At 67.9% G+C, this 21074-nt stretch carries 14 protein-coding genes; 6 read left to right on the top strand and 8 right to left on the bottom strand.

Going from position 1 to position 21074, the window contains the following annotated elements; all coding sequences use genetic code 11:
- Nucleotides 1-19 precede the first annotated feature (19 nt).
- From ABFX45_RS02980 to ABFX45_RS02995, 4 genes are all read left to right on the top strand, one after another.
- Nucleotides 20-1270: an ABC transporter substrate-binding protein gene (locus ABFX45_RS02980; RefSeq protein WP_346127364.1), complete on the top strand. Its 1251-nt coding sequence runs from the start codon at nt 20-22 to the stop codon at nt 1268-1270.
- Between the two features lie 156 nt (nt 1271-1426).
- Nucleotides 1427-4183, top strand: a complete 2757-nt coding sequence (locus ABFX45_RS02985; protein ID WP_346127366.1) for an immunoglobulin-like domain-containing protein — start codon at nt 1427-1429, stop codon at nt 4181-4183.
- Nucleotides 4184-4389: 206 nt separating this feature from the next.
- Nucleotides 4390-5262: a glycoside hydrolase family 5 protein gene (locus tag ABFX45_RS02990; protein WP_346127368.1), complete on the top strand. Its 873-nt coding sequence runs from the start codon at nt 4390-4392 to the stop codon at nt 5260-5262.
- Between the two features lie 249 nt (nt 5263-5511).
- Nucleotides 5512-7776: a cellulase family glycosylhydrolase gene (locus ABFX45_RS02995; RefSeq protein WP_346127370.1), complete on the top strand. Its 2265-nt coding sequence runs from the start codon at nt 5512-5514 to the stop codon at nt 7774-7776.
- Nucleotides 7777-7884: 108 nt separating this feature from the next.
- Here ABFX45_RS02995 and ABFX45_RS03000 read toward each other — a convergent pair whose 3' ends face one another.
- The 8 genes from ABFX45_RS03000 to ABFX45_RS03035 form a co-directional block, all read right to left on the bottom strand.
- Entirely contained in the window at nt 7885-8880 is a 996-nt protein-coding gene (locus ABFX45_RS03000; protein WP_346127372.1) for a family 43 glycosylhydrolase, read from the bottom strand.
- Nucleotides 8881-8957: 77 nt separating this feature from the next.
- The gene (locus tag ABFX45_RS03005) at nt 8958-9989 is read right to left on the bottom strand and encodes a rhamnogalacturonan acetylesterase (protein ID WP_346127374.1); all 1032 of its coding nucleotides are present in this window, start codon (nt 9987-9989) and stop codon (nt 8958-8960) included.
- Between the two features lie 54 nt (nt 9990-10043).
- Entirely contained in the window at nt 10044-11312 is a 1269-nt protein-coding gene (locus tag ABFX45_RS03010) for a poly(ethylene terephthalate) hydrolase family protein (protein WP_346127376.1), read from the bottom strand.
- A gap of 64 nt (nt 11313-11376) precedes the next feature.
- On the bottom strand, nt 11377-12489 hold the full coding sequence (locus ABFX45_RS03015; protein ID WP_346127378.1) for a glycoside hydrolase family 53 protein: 1113 nt from the start codon (nt 12487-12489) through the stop codon (nt 11377-11379).
- A 161-nt stretch (nt 12490-12650) separates the two neighbouring features.
- Nucleotides 12651-13691 (bottom strand): LacI family DNA-binding transcriptional regulator, encoded by a 1041-nt coding sequence (locus ABFX45_RS03020; RefSeq protein ID WP_109639598.1) that lies wholly within the window; start codon nt 13689-13691, stop codon nt 12651-12653.
- Nucleotides 13692-13717: 26 nt separating this feature from the next.
- On the bottom strand, nt 13718-14551 hold the full coding sequence (locus ABFX45_RS03025; protein ID WP_233440030.1) for a carbohydrate ABC transporter permease: 834 nt from the start codon (nt 14549-14551) through the stop codon (nt 13718-13720).
- Entirely contained in the window at nt 14548-15441 is an 894-nt protein-coding gene (locus ABFX45_RS03030; protein WP_109639597.1) for a carbohydrate ABC transporter permease, read from the bottom strand. The genes ABFX45_RS03025 and ABFX45_RS03030 overlap by 4 nt, the downstream gene beginning before the upstream one ends.
- 1 nt (nt 15442) lies before the next feature.
- A complete protein-coding gene (locus ABFX45_RS03035) occupies nt 15443-16732 on the bottom strand; it encodes an ABC transporter substrate-binding protein (RefSeq protein ID WP_346127382.1) in 1290 nt (429 codons plus the stop codon).
- Between the two features lie 152 nt (nt 16733-16884).
- Between ABFX45_RS03035 and ABFX45_RS03040 the strand changes: the two genes are divergently transcribed.
- Complete coding sequence (locus tag ABFX45_RS03040) at nt 16885-18921, top strand: beta-galactosidase (protein ID WP_346127384.1); 2037 nt, start codon at nt 16885-16887, stop codon at nt 18919-18921.
- 95 nt (nt 18922-19016) lie between these two features.
- Nucleotides 19017-20927, top strand: coding sequence for a DUF1996 domain-containing protein (locus tag ABFX45_RS03045; protein WP_346127386.1), 1911 nt, complete (start codon nt 19017-19019; stop codon nt 20925-20927).
- Nucleotides 20928-21074: the final 147 nt, after the last annotated feature.

Below are 21074 nucleotides of genomic sequence, written 5' to 3' on the forward strand. Positions count from 1 at the left end.
ACTCCGCCCGTTCAGAGCCATGTCCGCAGTCGTGGCGTGCCTCGTCGCGACCGCGTGTACCACCACCGGCGCGCCGGCAGCCGCGCCCGACCCCGAGGTGACGGTCGCGGTCTGGGGCGGTGACCAGGACGCGAAGACCTACCAGCAGCGGGTCGACCTCGCCAGCGAGCGCGTGGGCGGGGTGAACGTCAAGCTGATGCACCTCCCCAAGGACTACGGCTCGGCGATCCAGAAGATGATGTCGGAGGGCAACCCGCCGGACATCATCCAGGTCGCCGAGTCCGTGCACAGCTACAGCGGCAACAACCAGCTGCTGCCGTTGAACCCCTTCATCGAGACCGCGAAGCTGGACCTCGTCGGGAGGTTCGGTGAGCGGGCCGCGCGCTCCTACGACCGCGAGGGCAAGACCTGGGCGCTGCCGGACCGCAACGGGCCAATGGTCCTGTACTACAACAAAGATCTCTTCGACAAGGACGGTGTCGCCTACCCGACCGCCGACTGGAAGTGGCCGGACTTCCTGGCTGCCGCGCAGAAGCTGACGGTCAGGGAAGGCGACAAGACCATGCGGTACGGCTTCGCCGCGGGCGACTGGTGGCCGTGGTGGATGGCGTTCATGCTGCAGAACGGCGGCAGGGTCCTCGACGACGCGGGCAAGCCGGTGATCAACTCGCCGGAGAACGTCAAGGCGATGCAGTTCTACGCCGACCTGGTGCACAAGCACCGCGTCGCGCCGTCCAAAAAGGACTACGAGGCGCTGAAGGTCTCCAGCCCGGACAAGCTCTTCGCCCAGGGCAACGCCGCGATGATCATGACCGGCTTCTGGAACATCGCCTCGCTCAAGGAGACCCCGCAGGTGCGGTGGGGCATCTCGCCGCTGTTCAAGAACACCAAGCAGGCGACGATCTCGTTCCAGAGCGGCCTCGCGATCACCAAGTCCAGCAAGCGTCCCGAGCTCGCGTTCAAGGTGCTCGAGTTCCTGACCAGTGCCGAGGGGCAGAAACCCATCGCCACCAGCGGGCAGGACGCACCGGCCAACAAGGAGGTGCAGGACAGTGAGGACTTCCTGCGTCCGGCGTGGGCCATCTCGGACATCAACATGTCGGCGTTCAAGGAGTCCGCGGAGTTCGCGTTCACACCACCGATGACGCCGGAGTGGGGCGGCATGCAGAAGGCGTTCGGGACGATCATCGGCGAGATCTGCGACGGTGTCGTCACGCCGAAGGACGGCCTGGCAGCCGCCCAGCGGTCGCTCGAGACCATGGGCAAATGACCGCCCGGCGGGCGGGGCCTCTCCCGCCCCGCCCGCCAGGTTCATTGACGATCTATCGAGTGCCAGCTATGTTGGCGCTCACTTCAGGGACTGTCCGCGTGTTCCCCTTTTCAGCCTGTTCCGGGCGCCTTCGCGCGCCCGTCGGGAAAGGTCGGCATGTCCTTTCGTCATCTCACTTTCACGTCGGCGCTCGTCGCCGTCGCCCTCACCGCGGCCGGGCTCGCGATCTCGGTCACGACCAGCTCGGCCGCGACGCTCGACGACGGTCTCGTGGTGCACTACGACCTCACTCAGGCCAGCGGCACGACGGTGCCCGACACGTCCGGCTTCGGCCGCGACGGCACGGTCAGCGGTGACACCGCCTGGCTGGGCGCGGAAGGCCTCCGGCTCGGTGGCACGAGCGGCCACGTCCGCCTGCCCGACAACGTGCTTCGCGGCCTGACCGACGTCACTGTCTCGGTTCAGGTCGAGATCGCGGCCGACCAGCCGGTCCCGTACTTCCTCTGGGGCCTCGGCAACACCCTGGACAACAGCGGGAACGGCTACCTGTTCGCCACGGGCGACCAGTTCCGCGCCTCGATCGCGACCGGCAACTGGTCCACCGAGCAGACCGTCGACAGTGGACGGAACCTCGCGCGCGGAAGCTGGCGCACGATCACCTACACGCTGGGCAGCGGTACCGCGATCCTCTACGAGGACGGCGTCGCGGTCGCCAGGAAGACCGGCGTGACCATCACTCCCGGCTCCATCGGCGGCGGCACCACGACGGCCAACCACCTCGGCCGCTCGGTCTACCCGCTGGATCAGCACCTCAAGGGCAAGATCCGCGACTTCCGCCTCTACGGCCGGGCGCTCAGCGCGGGCGAAGCACGTGAACTGGGGAAGGGAACGGCGGCGGGCCGGCCTGCCGCCGACGTCGCGGCTCTCAACCTGGGAAACACGTCGGCCGTGACGGAGAACCTCACGCTCCCCACCAGAACCCCGGGTGGCTCGGTGATCTCCTGGGAGTCGAGCAGGCCCTCGGTGATGTCGGCGACCGGCGTCGTCACCCGACCCGCGCCGCGGACCGGCGATGTGACGTTGACGCTCACAGCGACGGCCACCTACGCCGGCTACACGGCCACGCGCGACTTCGCCGTGACAGTGCTGGAGGACATCACCGACCGGCAGAAGGTCGACAACGCGTTGAAAGCCATCGTGATCCACGACGAGGACGCGATCCGCGGCAACATCACGTTGCCCGTCAAGGGTGCCCGCGACGTCAAGTTCACCTGGCAGAGCAGCGATCCCGGTGTCGTCACCGCCACAGGTGAGGTCACCAGGCCGCCGGCCGGATCCCGCCCGCGCCTCGCTCGCCTCTCGGTCAAGGCGACCAAGGGGTACACGACCAGCACCCGCTACTTCACGCTCACGGTGCTCCCGCTGCCCAGGAAGGCGGCGATGGAGGGGTACATGTTCGCGTACTTCACCGGCGAAGCCAGCGAGGACACCGAACAGGTGCACTTCGCGGTCAGCAGGGGCAACGACCCGTTGCACTGGGACGAGCTCAACGGCGGCCGCCCTGTGCTGAGGTCGAAGCACGGCGAGACCGGCGTGCGCGACCCGTTCATCATCCGCAGTCCGGAGGGCGACAGGTTCTTCCTCGTCGCGACCGACCTGCAGATCCACGACGGGCGCGGCTGGGACGCCGCGATGCGGCACGGCAGCAGGTACCTGGAGATCTGGGAGTCGACGGATCTCGTCACTTGGTCGGAACAACGGCACGTCCTGGTGTCGGACGCGACGGCCGGTATGACGTGGGCCCCTGAAGCGACCTACGACCCGTTGATCGGCGCCTACGTCGTCTACTGGGCGTCCAACGTGTACTCGGCGGCGGACCCCGGCCACACCGGCTCGACGTACCCGCGGATGATGTACTCCACGACCCGCGACTTCCGCACGTTCACCACCCCACAGGTCTGGAACGACCCCGGCAGTGGCGTGATCGACTCCACCGTCCTCAAGGAAGGCGAGTACTACTACCGCTTCACGACGGACGAGAAGGTCATCGGGTCGTGCACGCGGGACATCGTGCTGGAGCGGTCGAAGGACCTGCGGGCGGTGGACCTGCCGGGAACCGGGCCCCGCAACTGGGAGCTCGTCGACGACTGCGTCCGCACCCGGCTCGGCACCGACTGGGTCGAGGGGCCGACGGCGTTCAAGTCCAACGACGGCAGCAAGTTCTACGTCTTCATGGACGAGACACCGCGCCGCGGCTACCTCCCGTTCGTCACCGACTCGCTGGAGAACCCGAACTGGTCGATCCCCGCGGACTACCAGCTGCCCGCGAAACCCCGTCACGGCACGGTGCTGCCGGTGTCGAAGGCGGAGCTCGAACGGCTGCGGCAGGGCCCGCCACCGGTGCGCGGCAACAAGAAGGGCGTCGTGGCCGACTACGACCTGACCGGCGGAACCGGCTCGGCCATCGCGGACCGGTCCGGAAACGGCCGTACGGCGACGATCCGCGGTGACGTCGGCCGCTCTCCTGCCGGGCTCGTCTTCGGCGGCACGGACGGTCAGCTGCAGCTGCCGGACAACCTCACGACCGGACTCGACGGCCTGACCGTGTCCGCGCAGGTGTGGATCGACAGCGCTCAGCGGACGCCCTATTCGCTGTGGGATCTCGGCGAGCTCGACGTCGGCGGCGAACAAGCTTTGCCGCGCGGCAATTGGCACACCATCACCTGCACCTTGGCGAACGGCACCGCGCGTTTGTTCGACAATGCCGTCGAATTCGCGAAATTCGACGGTGTGACAGTGAATCCGCATGACACGTCGAACTCCGCCGGCCGGTACCTCAAGGGCAAGATGCGCAGGTTGACGGTGTGGAACCGGGTGCTGACCACACAGGAGATCGCCGCTCTGCGGCGCTAGAGGACTGTGTACGTGCACAGCGCTGGAAACTTCAAGGCTTGCTTCGATCTCTGATGTGCTGTTCCATCTGAGCTGTCGCCGATTTCCTCGCTGTGCACGTTCACGAGCCTTGGCCTCGCGAACGTCTGACAACGTTGTCTGCGGGAGGCTCTGATGGCCTGGCGATTTCGTCGTGCGGTGGTGGCCTGCCTGCTGCTGGCCACGGGGTGATCGCCGCTCCCGCTGTCTCCGCCGACACCCCTGCGGCCGCGGCGGTCGGTCTGCGGGTCAACGGCCCGCGGATCGTCGAGGCGAACGGTGCCACGTTCGTGATGCGCGGCGTGAACCACGCGTACGCCTGGTATCCGAGCCAGACGAGCTCGTTCGCGAACATCAAGTCCTTCGGCGCCAACACGGTCAGGGTCGTCCTGGGCAGCGGGCAGCGGTGGAGCGCGACGCCCGCGTCCGAGGCCTCGCGGATCATCGGGCTGTGCAAGCAGAACAGGTTGATCTGCGTGCTGGAAGTGCACGACACCACGGGGTACGGCGACCAGGGCGGTGCGGCGACCCTGGACCAGGCGGCGAACTACTGGGTCGGCATCGTCAACACGTTGAAGGGGCAGGAGAACTACGTCGTCATCAACCTGGGCAACGAGCCGTTCGGCAACGCGTCGGTCAGCTCTCGGTGGGCGAGCTCGACGACCGGCGCGATCAGGAAGCTGCGCAGTGCCGGTCTGCAGCACCTGCTGATGGCCGACGCGCCGATGTGGGGCCAGGACTGGAACAACATCATGCGGAACAACGCCGCCTCGGTGTTCAACTCCGACCCGCAGCGCAACACCGTGTTCTCCGTGCACATGTACGGCGTCTACAACACCGCGGCGAAGGTCAACGCCTACTTCGACGCGTTCCGGTCGGCGGGGCTGCGCTGGTGGTGGGCGAGTTCGGTGACCGGCACAGCGACGGCGACCCGGACGAGAACACGATCATGGCGCAGGCCCAGGCCCGCGGACTCGGCTACCTCGGGTGGTCGTCGAGCGGCAACAGCAGCGATGTGGCGTACCTCGACATGGTCCATTCGTTCGACCCGTCGCGGCTGACGCCGTGGGGACAGCGGTTCCTCAACGGTGCCAACGGGTCAGGCAGACCTCGAAGCAAGCCACGATCTACGGCTGAGATCTGTCCTGCCGGACAAGCCGATGTCAACGGGTTGTCCGCAAACGGACAGGCTGTGCCGGTGGGCCACTCGGCGGTGTGGCACCGGATTTCCCCGTGGTTACAGTCCGATTTCTGGGAGCGCTCCCGGAAATCGGACCTTCCCCTGTCGCACATCCCCCCAGGAGGTCGTTTTGACCTGGCGATTTCTCCGAGCGGTGGTGGCCGGCCTGCTCCTGGCGGCCTGCGCGGTCATCGCTCCGGCCCCGGCCGGTGCCGCCGCGCCCACGCGGATCATGGCACTCGGCGACTCCATCACCGGCTCGCCGGGCTGCTGGCGGGCACTGCTGTGGAAACACCTGCAGGACACCGGGCACACCGACGTCGACTTCGTCGGCTCACTCCCTGCGCCGGGCTGCGGGTTCCCCTACGACGGCGAGAACGAGGGTCACGGCGGGATCCTCGCCACGAACATCGTGCGGGACAACCAGCTTCCCGGCTGGCTGTCGTCGGCGCGCCCGGACATCGTGCTGATGCACTTGGGCACCAACGACGTCTGGAACAACATCTCAGCGCAGACGATCCTCAACGCCTACACCACGATGCTCGGCCAGATGCGGGCGAGCAACCCCGCGATCAAGCTGATCGTCGCCAAGATCATCCCGATGAACCCGTCCGGCTGTTCAGCGTGCGGGCAGCGGGTGGTCGACCTGAACAACGCGATCCCCGGCTGGGCGCAGGCGAACAGCACCGCCGCCTCGCCGATCACCGTCGTCGACCAGTGGACCGGCTTCAGCACCGCGACGGACACGACCGACGGCGTCCACCCCAACAGCACCACCGGCATCCAGAAGATCGAAAGCCGCTGGTACCCGGCCGTGGTCGCGGCGCTGGCCGGCGGTCCCACGCCGGCGGTCGGGCTGCACGTCGAGGGCACGCGGGTCGTCGAGGCCAACGGCACGCCGTTCGTGATGCGCGGCGTGAACCACGCCTACGTCTGGTACCCGACCCAGAACAGGGCTTTCGCGGACATGAAGTCCTTCGGCACCAACACTGTTCGCGTGGTGCTCGGCAGCGGTCAGCGGTGGGGACCGACGCCGGCCACCGAGGTCGCCAACGTCATCTCGCTGTGCAAGCAGAACAAGATGATCTGCGTGCTGGAAGTCCACGACACCACGGGTTACGGCGAGCAGAGCGGCGCCGCGTCCCTGGACCAGGCGGCGACGTACTGGCTCAGCGTGGCGAACGTGCTGAAGGGCCAGGAGAACTACGTCATCGTCAACTTGGGCAATGAGCCGTTCGGCAACAACGCGTCCGTGAGCGCCACCTGGGCGAGTGCGACGAGCAGCGCGATCAGCCGCCTGCGCGGCGCCGGTCTGCAGCACCTCATCATGGCCGACGCGCCGATGTGGGGCCAGGACTGGCAGAACATCATGCGCGACAACGCGGCGTCGGTCTTCAACGCCGACCCGCTGCGCAACATGGTGTTCTCCGTCCACATGTACGGCGTGTACGACACCGCGGCCGAGATCAACGCCTACTTCAACGCGTTCCAGACCGCCGGCCTTCCGCTGGTGGTGGGCGAGTTCGGGCACAACCACAGCGACGGCGACCCGGACGAGAACACGATCATGGCGCAGGCCCAGGCCCGCGGACTCGGCTACCTCGGCTGGTCGTGGAGCGGCAACAGCAGCGATGTCGGCTACCTCGACATGACCAACTCCTTCAACCCGGCGAGTCTCACGCCGTGGGGTGAGCGTTTCCTCAACGGCGCCAACGGTGTCCGCCAGACCTCGAAGGAAGCCACCATCTTCGGCGGCGGAGGCCCCGGTGACACCGAGCCACCGTCCACCCCGGGCACTCCGGCCGCGTCGGGCGTCACCTCGACCGGCCTCACGCTGACCTGGGCCGCGTCGACCGACAACGTCGGCGTCACCGGGTACGACGTGTTCCGCGCGGTCGGCAGCGGGTCGTTCACCCTCGTCGGCCCGGTCGCGTCGGCGACCTTCACCGACAGCGGCCTGACCCCGTCGACCACGTACCGGTACCAGGTGCGGGCGAGGGACGCGGCCGGCAACGTCTCGGCGAACTCCGGCATCGCGACGGCGACGACCGGCACGGGCGGCGGCACCGGCACGTGCAAGGTCGGCTACTCGGCCCAGAACTGGGGCGGCGGCAACGGGTTCACCGCGAGCGTGTCCATCACGAACACGGGCACCAGCGCGATCGACGGCTGGACCCTGGCGTTCAGCTACGCCAACGGCCAGCGGGTCACGCTGCCCGGCTGGGGTGCCACGTTCACCCAGTCCGGCGCCGACGTCACCGCCACGAACCTGACCTGGAACCGCACGCTGGCACCGAACGCGTCGGCGAGCATCGGGTTCAACGGCACGTACAACGGGTCGAACCCGGCGCCGGCCTCGTTCACGCTCAACGGCAACACCTGCACGACCTCCTGATCGGCCGCCGGTGCGGGCGCGACCCCGAAGTCAGCACGCCCGCCCCGGTGGTCACGCCGGCCCTGGTGACCTCGCCGTCACCAGGGCCGGTCCGTGCGCGAACTCGGGTCAGAGGCCCTGCACGACACCGGTGGCGGTGTCGATGCTGATCCTCTGGTGCCAGGACATGGTGATGGTCCTGGGAGTGGGGAACTTCAGCGGCAGCCACACGTACTGCGACTCGTTGACCGGACGGTTCCACGCTCCCGCCCAGCGATCGCCGAGGTACAGGTAGGACGTGGTCGCGGTGCCCTGCACCGGCAGTACGAACGCGGTCTGGCTGCGGTAGGCGGTGGAGTCGCCGACGTTCGCGAGCCCGCTCCACGTTCCGGTCATGCTGGTCGCGGTCGCGTACTTCTGCTGGTTGGGGTTCCAGTAGGTCGCCCCGGAGGTGACCAGGAAGTAGACGCCGTTCCGTTTGAAGAAGGTGGGAGATTCGCGGGAGACGCCTCGCCACAGCACTCGCACCAGCGTGCTGACCTGGGTGTAGTCGGCGTTGAGCCGGTACAGGTGGAGGTCGGCGTTGTTGCGTGCGGCGGAGGCCATGTAGGCGGTCCCGTCGTCGTCCTTGAACAACGTGATGTCGCGGGACATGTGACCGAACGGGCGGAAGCTGCCGCGCCACGTGTAGTTGCCGTCCACCGTGGACGAGGTGGCGACGGCGGCGCGGGCCTCGCTGTAGTCCCGGCCGTTCTCCTTGTGCATCCACATGACGAACTGGCGGGTGGTGCTGTTGTAGATGACCTTCGGTCGTTCGATGTTCGCCAGACGCAGTTCGGTGGCTGACGAGTTGGTGAGGACGTTGTTGCGGAACTCCCACGTCTTCAGGTCCGTCGAGCGGTAGACCGACACCGCCTTGAAGGTGTTGTCGGGATTGCGGTTCTCACCGAACCAGTAGTAGTGCGCACCGACCTTGATCATGCCGCCGCCGTGGGCGTGCACGACGTTGCCGGACGTGTCGGTGAACTGGGTTCCGTTGGTCACCGTCACCGGTGCGGCCGAAGCGCTGAGGGGGACGGCGAGAAGCGCGCTCACCAGCAGGGCGACCGCGGACAGTCGTGGCATGGCGCCTCCTTTCCGGGAAGGGCGGATTTGGAAACTGGCCCTGGCGCCGCCACGCCAGGGCCAGCGGCTGGATGGGCTCAGCGCAGGTAGCTGACCAACGGCAGGTTCAGCTCACGCACGCCTTGCACGACGAGTCCAGCCATCTCCGCGCCGCCTCGCGCGGAGAAGTGGGTGTTGTCGCCCGCCTCCCTCGTGAGGTAGAGGGCTTGGGACGCCGACGGTCCCATCGACTCGACCAGGGCCTTGCTCTTCGCGGTCAGGTCGATCACCGGCACGTTCGCGCTGCGGCCCAGCGCCCTGATCACCGCGGGCAGGTCGACGCCCACGCTGTTGACGTGCAGCGCGGCACCGGTGAGCCGGTCGCCGCTGAACAACCTGCGCACCGGCGGGGTCATCAGCACCGGGACGCCGCCGCGCTCCCGGACGCCGCTGACCAACTTGGCGAGGTTGTCGCGGAACGTGGTCGCGCTCGTGGTCTTGTCGTTGTGCCCGAGCTGGATGAACACCAGGTCCTTGCTCTTGATCAGCGGCTTCATCGTGGGGAACAGCGCGCGGTTGGACAGGAAGCTGCCCGAGCTCTCGCCGGAGTCGCCGTAGTTGGCGACGACCGCGCCTTCACGGATCCGCGACGGCAGGTACTGACCCCAGCCGGTGTAGGGCGCGGTCGGCTGGTCGCAGACGGTCGAGTCGCCGGCGAGGTACGCCACCAGGGGAGCCTGCGCGGGGGTCACGGTCAGCGAGTTGACCGCGGGTGCGGTGCCGCTGAACGTGATCTGCAGGCCGGACGTGCCCGTACCGCCCTGCCCGGTGGGTTGCCCCTCCGGGCTGCGGACGTTGACCGTCGCCCTGGTGCGGACGAGCTGGCCGGAGGTGGCGGAGACGGGGTTGAGGATCTGCCTGCGTGCCTCCACGGACATGGAGGTGTTGGCGGCCTTGCTGGTGCTTCCCAGTTCCACGGTGACGTCGTAGTTGCCGGGGGCGAGGTTGAAGCTGCACCTGATCGGCGCGGTGCCTGAGCACTGCGGTGGCAGTGCGGCCGACGCGGGGATCGGCGCCAGCACGGCCGCGTTCAGTGCGGCCGTGAGGAGCGCCAGACGCTTGAGGTACACGGTTCTCCTGTCACATGTTGACGAAGTTGTAGCCGGTGAACGGAGAGGTGCCGCTCATGACCGCTTGCTCCAGTTCTGGCTGGAGCCACCGGTGCAGGTGTTCACCACGACCGGCGAGTTGTCGGCCGTGCCGCCGGCGTCGAGGCAACGCCCGGAAGCGGCGTTCGTGACCGTGCCGTTGGCGTTGACCGTCCACTTCTGACTGTTGCCGCCGTTGCAGGCGTTGATCGTCACCCGTGTGCCCTGAGCGGAAGCGCCCGCGTCCATGCACTTCGGGTTGTCGTAGACACGCAGCTCACCGGCGGCGGTCTGGGTCCACCGCTGGTTGACCTGACCGTTGCAGGTCCACAGGAGCAGCCTGGCGCCGTTCGCCTGGGACACGCCCTCGACGTCCGCGCACTTGCCAGAGGCAGCGCCCACCAGGCTGTAGGTGTCCGCGGGAGGCGTCGGGTCACCGGGAATCAGCGGGCAGGTGCTGCGGTAGGCCGAGATCCCGGTGTTGTCCATCAACGGGCACAGGAACTGGTGGTAGCGCGTGTCGTTGTCGATGAAGATCTTCATCCACGGGATGACCTTGCGCGTCATCACCGAGTTGTTCGAGGTGGGAAAACCGTGTCCGGCGCCGGTGAGGTCGAGGTACATCTTCTCGACGCCTGCGGGGATCTGGTTGTAGTAGCCGGAGATCGACGAGGGGGTGGTCGTCCCGTCCCGCTGACCTGCCAGCAGCGCGGTGGGGATCTGCATGTTGTTCAGGTTCTGCGAGGCGCTGAACGGCGCGTTGCCGATCGCGGTCTTCAGCGACGGCCGGCGCAGGGCGGCGGAGATGGCGCCGCCACCGCCCATCGAGTGGCCCATCACCGCGAGCCGGGTCGCGTCGACCCGGTCGCGCACCGAGCTGCGCTGGGTCAGGTAGTCGAGCGCGGCCAGCAACTGGGTGCCGCGCGCGACGTCCCAGTCGTTGCGGCTGAGCGTGTCGATGCCGATCACGACGAACCCGAACGAGGCCAGCCAATGCCCCATCCACGCGCCTTCTGCCGCCCACGTCGCCGTGTAGCCGGGCACGACGGCGATCGCGCCGAACTTCCCCTGGCCGGTGTCGGTCGGGTAGTAGATCTTCGCCGCGGCGAAGCCGTTGCCGCCGCCCACGCTCGTCTCGGCCGTGGCGAAGGTGCCGCGGCTGGCGGCGACGCTCTCGCGGGTCGGGTTCGGCCCGCGTTGGTAGGGGTTGTCGGCGGCGGCCGCCGGAACCGCGGCGACGGTGGACGCGAGGACGGCGGCCGTGCAGGCGATCGCCGCTCGGCGCAGCAGACGGATTCCGGGCATGACGAGGTACCTCTTCCTTGGCAGGGGCGGCGAAAGAGAACTCGGAGCTAGCGGAACATCGTTGTCAGGACGTCCAGCGGATGCCGGGCAGCAGGCGCCCGGTGCGGTCGAACACGGCCTGGTTCTCCCAGCCGTTGCCGGAGTTGGCGATGTCGGCGGGGTCCCAGCCGTTGCCGCGCACGGCGTGCCAGGTGGGCTCCCAGTAGAAGACGCCGATCGCACCGGCGTTGCGGGCCGTGTTCTGCACGGCGGTGAAGTTGGCCGCCTGCCCGGCGGGCGTCGCCGGATAGCCCGCGCACGGCTGCGCGGCGCTGATCACGTTCGCCGTGCCGTCGTGGTTCGCCGTGGTGTACGGGTAAGCGGTCTCGGCGAGGACGACCGGCTTGCCGTACCGCGACCGCACGTCGGCCACCACGCCGGCCATCGCGGACATGCTGCCGTGCCAGTAGCAGTAGTACGACAGGGCGGTGATGTCCCACTGGACGCCCTGGGCGCGAATGCCGTCGTAGAACCAGCGTGGACCGGTGCGGACGTTCGCGGTGTGGATGATCACCTGGGTGCTCCGGTTGCACGCTTTCGTGGCGTTGTAACCGGCCTTGAGCAGACGGCCGAGGTTCGTGAAGTTGCTGTTGACGACTCTGCCGTCGTCCCACAGCATGCCGGTGTTGATCTCGTTGCCGATCTGCACGCTGTCCGGCGCGGTTCCCTGTGCCTTGAGGCTGTTGCAGACGTCGTAGGTGTAGTTGTAGACGTCCGTTTGCAACTGGCTGATGCCGTGGTTCGCCCAGGCCGCGGGTTTGGCCTGCTTGCCTGGGTCCGCCCACGTGTCGGAGTAGTGGAAGTCGACGAGCAGCTTGAGGCCCTTGGCCTTCGCGGTCTTCGCGTACTGCAGGACCTTGGCCTTGTTGTTGTAGCCGCTGCGCGGGTTGTTCCAGATGCGCAGGCGGACGTAGTTGACGCCGACACCCTGGAGGACGTCGAGCGGATCCCTGGCGGTGCCGTTCGCGTCGTAGTACTCCGCCCCGAGCTCCAATGCCCTTTGGACGGTCGAGACGTCGGCGCCTCGCATGGTCAGCGACGCGGCGGAGGCGGCAGGGGCCGGCAGCGTCGCGGAAAGTGCCAGCACCGACAGGAAAGCGGCGGCTCTTCCCGCGCGGCTGGTGCCGTGCGCGGTCATGAGATCTCTCCTTTGAGTTCTGTGAACGTGCACAGTGTTCGTGCGCGGCATCTACATTGATAGAACCGCAATTGAGAGATCTATTCAAGAGTGAGAATGTCGAATGATGTGAACGTGCACAGTCGAATTCAGTCGAATGCGTCCCAATTCGTCGAGAAAGATCAAGCGGACTCGCGGACCACGAGCTCGGTGGGCAGGATGACCGTCGCGGGTCCCTCGCCGGCGATCTGTGCGAGCAGCTGGCGCACCATCATCTCGCTGATCCGGCTCCACGGCTGGCGGATCGTCGTGAGCGGGGGATGGACGGCCGTCGCGGCCGGTGAGTCGTCGAAACCGCCGACAGCGATGTCATCGGGCACACGCAGGCCCGCCCGCTCGATCGCCGCCAGCGCTCCGTCGGCCATCAGGTCGGACGCGACGAACACCGCGTCGATGTCCTTCGCCGTGGCGAGCAGCTGCTGCATGCACGCCTCACCGCTCGCCCGGCTGTAGTCGCCGGTCGTGACCAGCCGCTTGTCGTACGCGATGCCGTGCTCGGCGAGCATCTCGCGGTAGCCCTGCAGCCGTTCGAGCCCGCCGGGCATGTCCTGCGGGCCGGCGATGGTCGCGACGCGCCTGCGGCCGGACTCGATCAGGTGGCGCACCATCGTCCTGGCGCCCTCCAGGTCGTCGGACGCGACGTAGGACAGCGTGCCGCGCTCGCCGAGCGGCTTGCCGCAGCACACGAACGGCAGGTTCGCCCGGCGCAGGTGCTCGATCATCGGGTTGCCGCGGTGCGAGGAGATCAGCAGCACTCCGTCGACGTGGTGCGCCGACAGGAACGGCAGGATGCGGCGGCGTTCGGCGTCGGTGCCCGCGGTGATCAGGATGAGCGGGATGTCGTGCTCGCCCAGGGCGGTGGTGCACCCGGTGAGCAGCGTGGTGAAGTTGGGGTCGGCGAACAGCCGGTCCTGGGTCTCCGACAGCAGGAACGCGACCGAACCGGCCCGCTGGGTCACGAGGCTGCGGGCCGCGCGGTTCACCACGTAGCCGAGCTTGCGGATCGCGGCGTCGACGGCCTCCCTGGCGGCGGGGCTCACGTTGTGCCCGCCCTGCAGAACGCGTGACACCGTGCCACGGGAGACACCGGCGTGCTCGGCGACGTCGATGATCGTCGGCGGCCGCTGAGCGCGTGCCCGCCGTCGTGGCGCTGTGTCCGTCATCGGCCCTCATCTGCTCCGGTTGGTGGTCACGACTTTACGACTCCCGACAGCAGATCGACCCGCCAGTAGCGCTGCAAGCCCAGGAACAGCGCGATCAGGGGAATGATCGACAGCAGTGCGCCGGTGATCACGAGGGTGTAGAGGGCGGGTCTGCTCGCGCCCTGCTGCAGCAGGCTGTAGAGGCCGACCGTGACCGGGAACGTGCCGTCGTCGGCGAGCATGACGTAGGGCAGCAGGAAGTTGTTCCAGATCGCGACGAACTGGAACAGGAAGATCGTCACCAGCCCCGGCAGCATCATCGGCCAGGCGATCGAGGTGAAGAGCCGCAGCTCACGGGCCCCGTCCATCCTGGCGGCCTCCAGCACCTCGTCCGGCACGGCGGCGGCGGCGTACACGCGGGCCAGGTAGATGCCGTACGGGCTGAGGATGCTGGGCAGCAGCACCGACCAGTACGTCCCGGCCAGGTCGACCTTCGCCAGCAGGAGGTACTGCGGCACGGCCAGCGTGATCGGCGGCATCAGCACACCGGTGAGGATCACGGTGAAGATGACGCCGCGGCCGCGGAAGTCGAACTTGGCCAGCGCGTACCCGCTCACCGCCGACACCACGGCGGACAGCAGCGCGCCCACCCCGGCGTACAGCGCCGAGTTGAGCATCCACAGCCAGTACACCCCGTCGCGGTACGCGGTGAGCTCGGCGAGGTTCGACCACAGCCCGCTGCCGGGCAGGAACGTGAAGGTGCTGAACAGCTCGCTGCGGCTCTTCGTCGCCGCCATCAGCACCCACAGCACGGGGATCAGGCAGTACACCGCGCCCAGCAGCAACACGAGCGTCGGCACCCACGACGTGCGGCGCTTCACGACGCGGCCCGTCTGTTGACCAGCTTGAGAAAGCTGAACGAGAGCAGCAGCGTGACCGCCGCGATCACCACGGCCGTCGCGGCGGCGGAGTGAAGGCCGCCCTGCACGAAAGCGTCCCGGTAGACCTTCATGTACGGGCTCCAGGTGAAGGTCAGCGAGTTGGTCAGCGGTCGCAGCGTCATCGGTTCCGCGAACACCTGCAGCGTGGCGATGGTGGAGAAGAAGAACGTCAGCACGAGCGACGGCCTGATCAGCGGGATCTTGATCCGCCACGCGATCTGCGCCTCGGAACAGCCGTCCAGCCGTGCCGACTCGTACAGCTCGGGCGGGACGGCACGCAGCGCGGTGTAGATCACGACCATGTTGAAGCCCGTGCCACCCCACACCGAGATGTTGGTGAGCGCCAGGAACAACCCGTCGCCGTGCAGCAGGTCGGGACCGCTCCACCCGGCCGCGTTCAGCAGGAAGTAGCCGGGGCTGACGCTCGGCAGGTAGAGGAACCCCCACAGCAGCGAGGCGATGATGCCGGGCACCGCGTAGGGCAGGAAGATCGCGAGCCGGGAGAACGCGCGGAACCTCGTGCGCGGCAGGTCCAGCAGCAACGCGAACAGCAGCGCGAGACCGAGCATCGCGGGCACGAGCATCGCCCCGTACCGCAGGACCCGGCCCGCGCCCGCGAGGAGCTCCGGGTCGGCCAGCGCGGTGGCGTAGTTGTCCAGCCCGACCCACACCTCCTCACGGGCGTTGCGGCCGAGTCCCAGGCCCTTGACCTGCAAAGAGTGCAGGCTCAGGTGGACGGCGTAGCCGATCGGCAGTGCGAAGAACAGTCCGAACAGGACGATCGCGGGCGCGAGGAAGCCGTACGGCACGAGCCGCCTGGTGTGAGCCATCTCAGCCCTCGATCTTGAAGCCGTTTTTCTTCATGTCCGCGACAGTCGTCTCGTGCACCGTCCTGAGCGCGGCGGGGAACGACGACTTCTCGGTGGCCGCCTTGCCGAACGCGTCCTTGAAGGTGTTGTAGGCGACGTTCACGTTCGGTCCCCAGCCCGCCGCCGCGGTGCCCTTCGCGATGTCGGCCGCGAGCGCGTAGAAGTCGGGCTGGTTCTGGAAGAACTCCGGGGTGGTGAGCGCGCCGCTGCTCTGCGCGGCGGTGGCGGCCGGGTAGACACCCGCTTCCTTCACCAGCGCGGCAATGGCCTTGGGGTCGGTGTTGAGCCAGGTGGCGAACTTCGCGGCGGCCTGCGCCTTGCCGCTCTTGGCCGCCTTGCCGGTGATTCCGGTGGCCGAACCGCCCCAGCTGCCGGTCTTGGTCGCCCCGGCGGTCCACTGCGGCAGCGGCGCCATCTTCCACTTCCCCTTGGTGTCCGGCGCGCTGGTGGTCAGCGTGCCCGGCGCCCAGACCGCGCTCACCCAGGCGATCTGAGTGCCGTCGTTCAGCGCCTTGTTCCACGCGAGCGTGTACATCGGTTGGTTATCAATGACTCCGTCCTTCACCAGGCCGCCCCAGAAGTCGGCGACCTTGCGCGAGGACTCGTCGTCGACGCCGACTTTCCAGGTGTCGCCGGACGTTTGCCACCAGGTCGCTCCCGCCTGCTGGGAGAGTCCGGCGAAAAGTCCCGCGTCATTGCTGGAGAAGGTGGTCAGTGCGCGGTTAGGGTCCTTCTGCTTGAGCTGACGAGCCGTCTCGGCGAACTCGGTCCACGTCTTCGGCACCGCGAGGCCGAACTGCGTGAAGAGGTCCTCGCGGTAGAAGAGTGCGAGGGGAGCGGTGTCCTGCGGAATCGCGTAGACCGCGGGGGAGCCCAGGGTCACCTGCTTCCAGACGCTTTCCGAGAACGAGTCCTCGGCGCCACCGGCGAACTCCGCGACGTCGGTGAGCACGTCGTTGGACACCAGAGTCGGGATCATCTGGTACTCCGCCTGCACCAGATCCGGTCCGTCGCCCGCCTTCGCGGCGGTGATGACCTTGGTGACGAGTTCGTCGCCACCTCCCTGCTCCTGCACGGTGACCTTGATGTCGGGATGGTCGGCGTTCCACATTTCCGCGACCTTCTGCAGGCTTGCCCAGGACCACATGGTCAGCTCGACCGGGCCGGTCGCGGCAGGGGTTCCGCCGTCACATCCGGTGAGCGCGAGGGAGCCGGCGAGTGCGATGACTGCGAGGGCGGTGCGGCGCTGCATCCGTTCCTCCGATGTCGGGGGGAGGCTGGTGGGCTGTGCACGTTCACAGTAGAGACGCGTCCTCGACACGGGCAATAGGCGAAATGTACGGTTGGGAGCACGTTCTTGGACGGGTTCCTTCGCTGTGCACGATCACAGAGACAGGGGTGCGAATGGAGCGGCGGCACTGGCCGATCGGGTTGGAGGCCATGGCGTACGGCGGTGACTACAGCCCCGAGCAGTGGCCGGAACCGGTGTGGCAGGAGGACGTCCGCCTCATGCGCGAGGCCGGGGTGACGATGGTCAGCATCGGGATCTTCACCTGGGCCCAGCTGGAACCCGAGCCGGGCCAGTACGACTTCGGCTGGCTGGACGGGCTGATGGACCTGTTGCACGACAACGGGATCCGCGTCGACCTCGGCACGCCGACGGTCGTGCCGCCCGCCTGGTTCTACGAGAAGTTCCCGATGGCGCTGCCGGTGTCCCGCGAGGGCGTGCGGTACGCGTTCGGCGGCCGGGGCACGATCTGCCACCACGCGCCCGCCTACCAGCAGGCCACGGTGTCGATCACCCGGCAGCTCGGGCGTCGCTACGGCGAGCACCCCGCCCTCGCGATGTGGCACGTTCACAACGAGTACGGCGCACCGGTGAGCGCCTGCTACTGCGACCTCGCGGCGGCCGCGTTCCGCCGCTGGCTCACCGACCGCTACACCACGGTCAAGGAGCTCAACGAGGCGTGGGGCACCACGTTCTGGGGCCAGACCTACAACCGCTGGGAACAGGTGCAGCCGCCACGCCTCACCCCGACCGCCGGCAACCCCGCCCAGCAGCTCGACTGGGAGCGGTTCACCAACGACGCGATGCTCGCGAACTTCAAGCGGGAGAGGGACGTCCTGCGCGAGGCGTCACCCGGCGTCCCCATCACCACGAACTTCCACGCCGCGCTGTCCCAGTGCCAGTCGATCGACTACTGGTCCTGGGCGCGCGAGGTGGACGTCGTCACCAACGACCACTACCTGATCGCCGAGAACGAGCGCGCGCACGTGAACCTCGCGATGACCGCCGACCTGACGCGTTCGCTGGCCGGCGGCCGGCCGTGGCTGCTGCTGGAGCACTCCACCAGTGCGGTGAACTGGCAACGCCGCAACATCGCCAAGAGTCGCGGGGAGATGGCGCGCAACAGTCTCGCGCACGTCGCCCGCGGCTCTGACGGCGCGATGTTCTTCCAGTGGCGGGCTTCCCGGTTCGGCGCCGAGAAGTTCCACTCGGCGATGCTGCCGCACGCCGGCACGGAGAGCCGGATCTGGCGGGAGGTCGTGCGCCTCGGCGAGGCCCTGGGCGCGCTCGCCGCACTGCGCGGCAGCCGCGTGGTCGCGGACATCGCGCTGCTGTGGGACTGGCAGTCGTGGTGGGCGCAGCGGCAGGAGTGGCGGCCCAGCGCCGACCTCGACGCCCGCGAGCGGGCGGAAGCCTGGTACGCCGCCACGTACGACCTGCACCTCACCGGCGACTTCGCGCACCCGGAAGCCGACCTGAGCGGCTATCCGCTGGTCGTGGTGCCAGCGCTGTACGCGATGACGGAGGCCGCGTCGGCCAACCTGCGCCGGTACGCCGAGAACGGCGGCGTCCTGGTCGTGTCGTGCTTCTCCGGGATCGTGGACGAGCACGACACCATCCACGACGGTCCGCACCCCGGCGCGTTGCGGGACGTGCTCGGCCTGACGGTGGAGGAGTTCACGCCGCTGCGCGCCGGTGAGCGGGTGCGCCTCGACAGCGGGATGGCGGGTGACGTGTGGTCCGAGGTCGTGACGTTGCGCGGCGCCGTGCCGGTGTGGTCCTACGTGGACGGCCCTGCCGCCGGCCTGCCCGCAGTCACCCGGCATCCGTTCGGGACGGGCAGCGCCTGGTACGTGTCGACGTGTCTGGGGGAGGACGGGCTCGACGCCGTGCTGGTCGCCGCGAGCGCGGAGGCCGGGATCTCCTCGCGCGACCTGCCCCGCGACGTCGAGGTGGTCGAACGGGAGGGGGAGCAGGGGCGGTACCTGTTCGCGATCAACCACACGGACGAGACGGAACTGATCCCGGCCACGGGGACCGAACTGCTCACCGGTGAGAGCGTGGACGGTCACCTCAAGTTACCACCTGGTGCTGTCAGAGTGACGTTCACACCGCGGCAGCCGGAAAGCGCTTCCTACCCGAACGAGGCCTGAGTTCTCAATCAACTTGTGACGCAGCACTTCCGATTGATCCGGAAGGGCTCCTGGCACGTACTCCCGATCATGCACGGCATGAGCGAGGAGGACGAATGACACACCGCGAAGCCGACAGACGGAAGTTCCGCCTGATCGCCTCGTTGTCGGCGGTCGCCGTCGTGGCCGCAGGCACCGCTACCGTGGCGCTGGCCGCCAAGGACGGCGAGCCGGCGCCAGTCGGCGCGTTCGTGCGCATTGAGCAGGTCGCCAAGAACGTCGTCACGCCGAAGGTGCAGCAAAACGGTGCCAGTGGCGTGTTCACCGTCGACTGCGGCACGAACGAGAGCGGCAAGTTCAGTGCCGACAACCCGGTCGCCCAGCCAGGGCTGCCCCACGGTGCCCAGCACGTCCACGACTTCGTCGGCAACCTGTCGATCAGCGCCGACTCGAGCGACGAGAGCCTCGCGGACTCCGAGACGACCTGCAAGAACGGTGACAAGTCGTCGTACTTCTGGCCGGTCGTGCGGATCAACCCCAAGGCGAACGTGAACTCGTCGGGGTCCGGGCCGGACAAGATCAAGGAGGCGGGCGCACCCCACATCGCCTGTCCGTCGGTCAAGGACCGGCTGCCCGCCGTGCCACAGCAGGCGCGCGGCGAGGTGGACCGCAACCTCGAGCTGCTGGACAAGCAGCTCAAGGAGGCCAACGACCGGGTGGCGCGCAACGAGAACCCCGGTGACCCGAACTTCGTCAACAACGCGATCCTCGGCCCGCTGCGCGACAAGCGCGTGGCCACGCTGGACCGCATGGCGATCGCGATCGGCCGCAGCGCGCCCAAGCCGAACCTGACCTCGCTCGCCGACTGCGAGATGTTCTTCGGCGCCGGACACGGCGGCAACGGCCAGGCGCCGCGCAAGTTCAGCGGTCAGCAGGGCGGCTCGGAGGGCCACGGCCAGCACGGCGACCACGGCCAGGCTCCGCGCAAGTTCGCCGGCCAGCCGGGCGGCAACGGCGACGATGCGACGCCGACTGTGAAGTGCCCGTCGGTGCGCGGCGAGCTGGGTGCCGTGCCGGACCAGGCGATCGCGGAGGTGGACCGCAACCTCGCGTTGCTGGACAAGCAGATCGCCGAGGCCAACCAGCGGATCGTGACCAGCAAGGGGCAGGGCGGCCCGAACTTCATCAACAACGCCATTCTGGGACCGCTGAAGGACAAGCGGGTCGCCACGATCGACCGGATGGCCATCGCGATCGGTCGCAACGTCCAGAAGCCGCAGGGTCTGGAACGCCTGGCGCCGTGCAAGCTCAGCAACGACAACGGCGGCGGCAACAACAACGGTGGTAACAACAACGGCGGCAACAACAACGGTGGTAACAACAACGGCGGCAACAACAACGGTGGCAACAACGGCAACAACGCGGGTAACAACAACGGCGGCGGCGACGCGGCCCTAGCGGTTCCCTCTGGCCCGAACCTGGAGCTCGTCGGCAACAACGGCAAGATCGAACGGCCGGCCCAGGTGAAGATCGAGTACCGGGGCAACGCGGCCAGCAAGGTCACCGCCATGCCGAAGTTCCTGAAGATGATCGTCGGAGACGCGAAGCCGACCAGCCGCGGCCCCGCCAACGCCCGTGCCACCTGGACCTGCAGCGGGTTCGAGGACCGGCTGTCGGACAAGTACGTGATCTGCCCGAACGGCAGCAAGGTCATGCGCGTGCACGACTTCGCCAGCTGCTGGGACGGCAAGAACACCGACAGCGCCAACCACCGCGACCACGTCAAGTTCGCGGACAAGAACTCCGGCAAGTGCCCGAGCGGCACCAAGGCCATCCCGCAGCTGCGGATCAGCATCTCCTACAACATCCCGCGGGACGTGCAGGAGAAGGGCCAGTACCAGCTCGACGCGTTCCCGGAGGAGAACCACAACCCGTTCTCCGACCACAACGACTACGTCAACGTCAACTCCGAACAGACGATGGCACAGATCGTGAAGTGCGTGAACGAAGGGCGCAAGTGCTCCTGATCGTCAGATCGCCGTGCTCACCACCGTCTCAGACGGTGGTGAGCACGGAGTCGATGCGATTGAAGCGTTTCAACCCGGCTGTCCAGTTGTGGACAGGCTTGCACCGAACGTCTTGACGCACTCCGCCAAACCCAACGACCCTGGCTG

The organism is Lentzea roselyniae, assembly GCF_039537795.1.
GTDB lineage: Bacteria > Actinomycetota > Actinomycetes > Mycobacteriales > Pseudonocardiaceae > Lentzea > Lentzea atacamensis.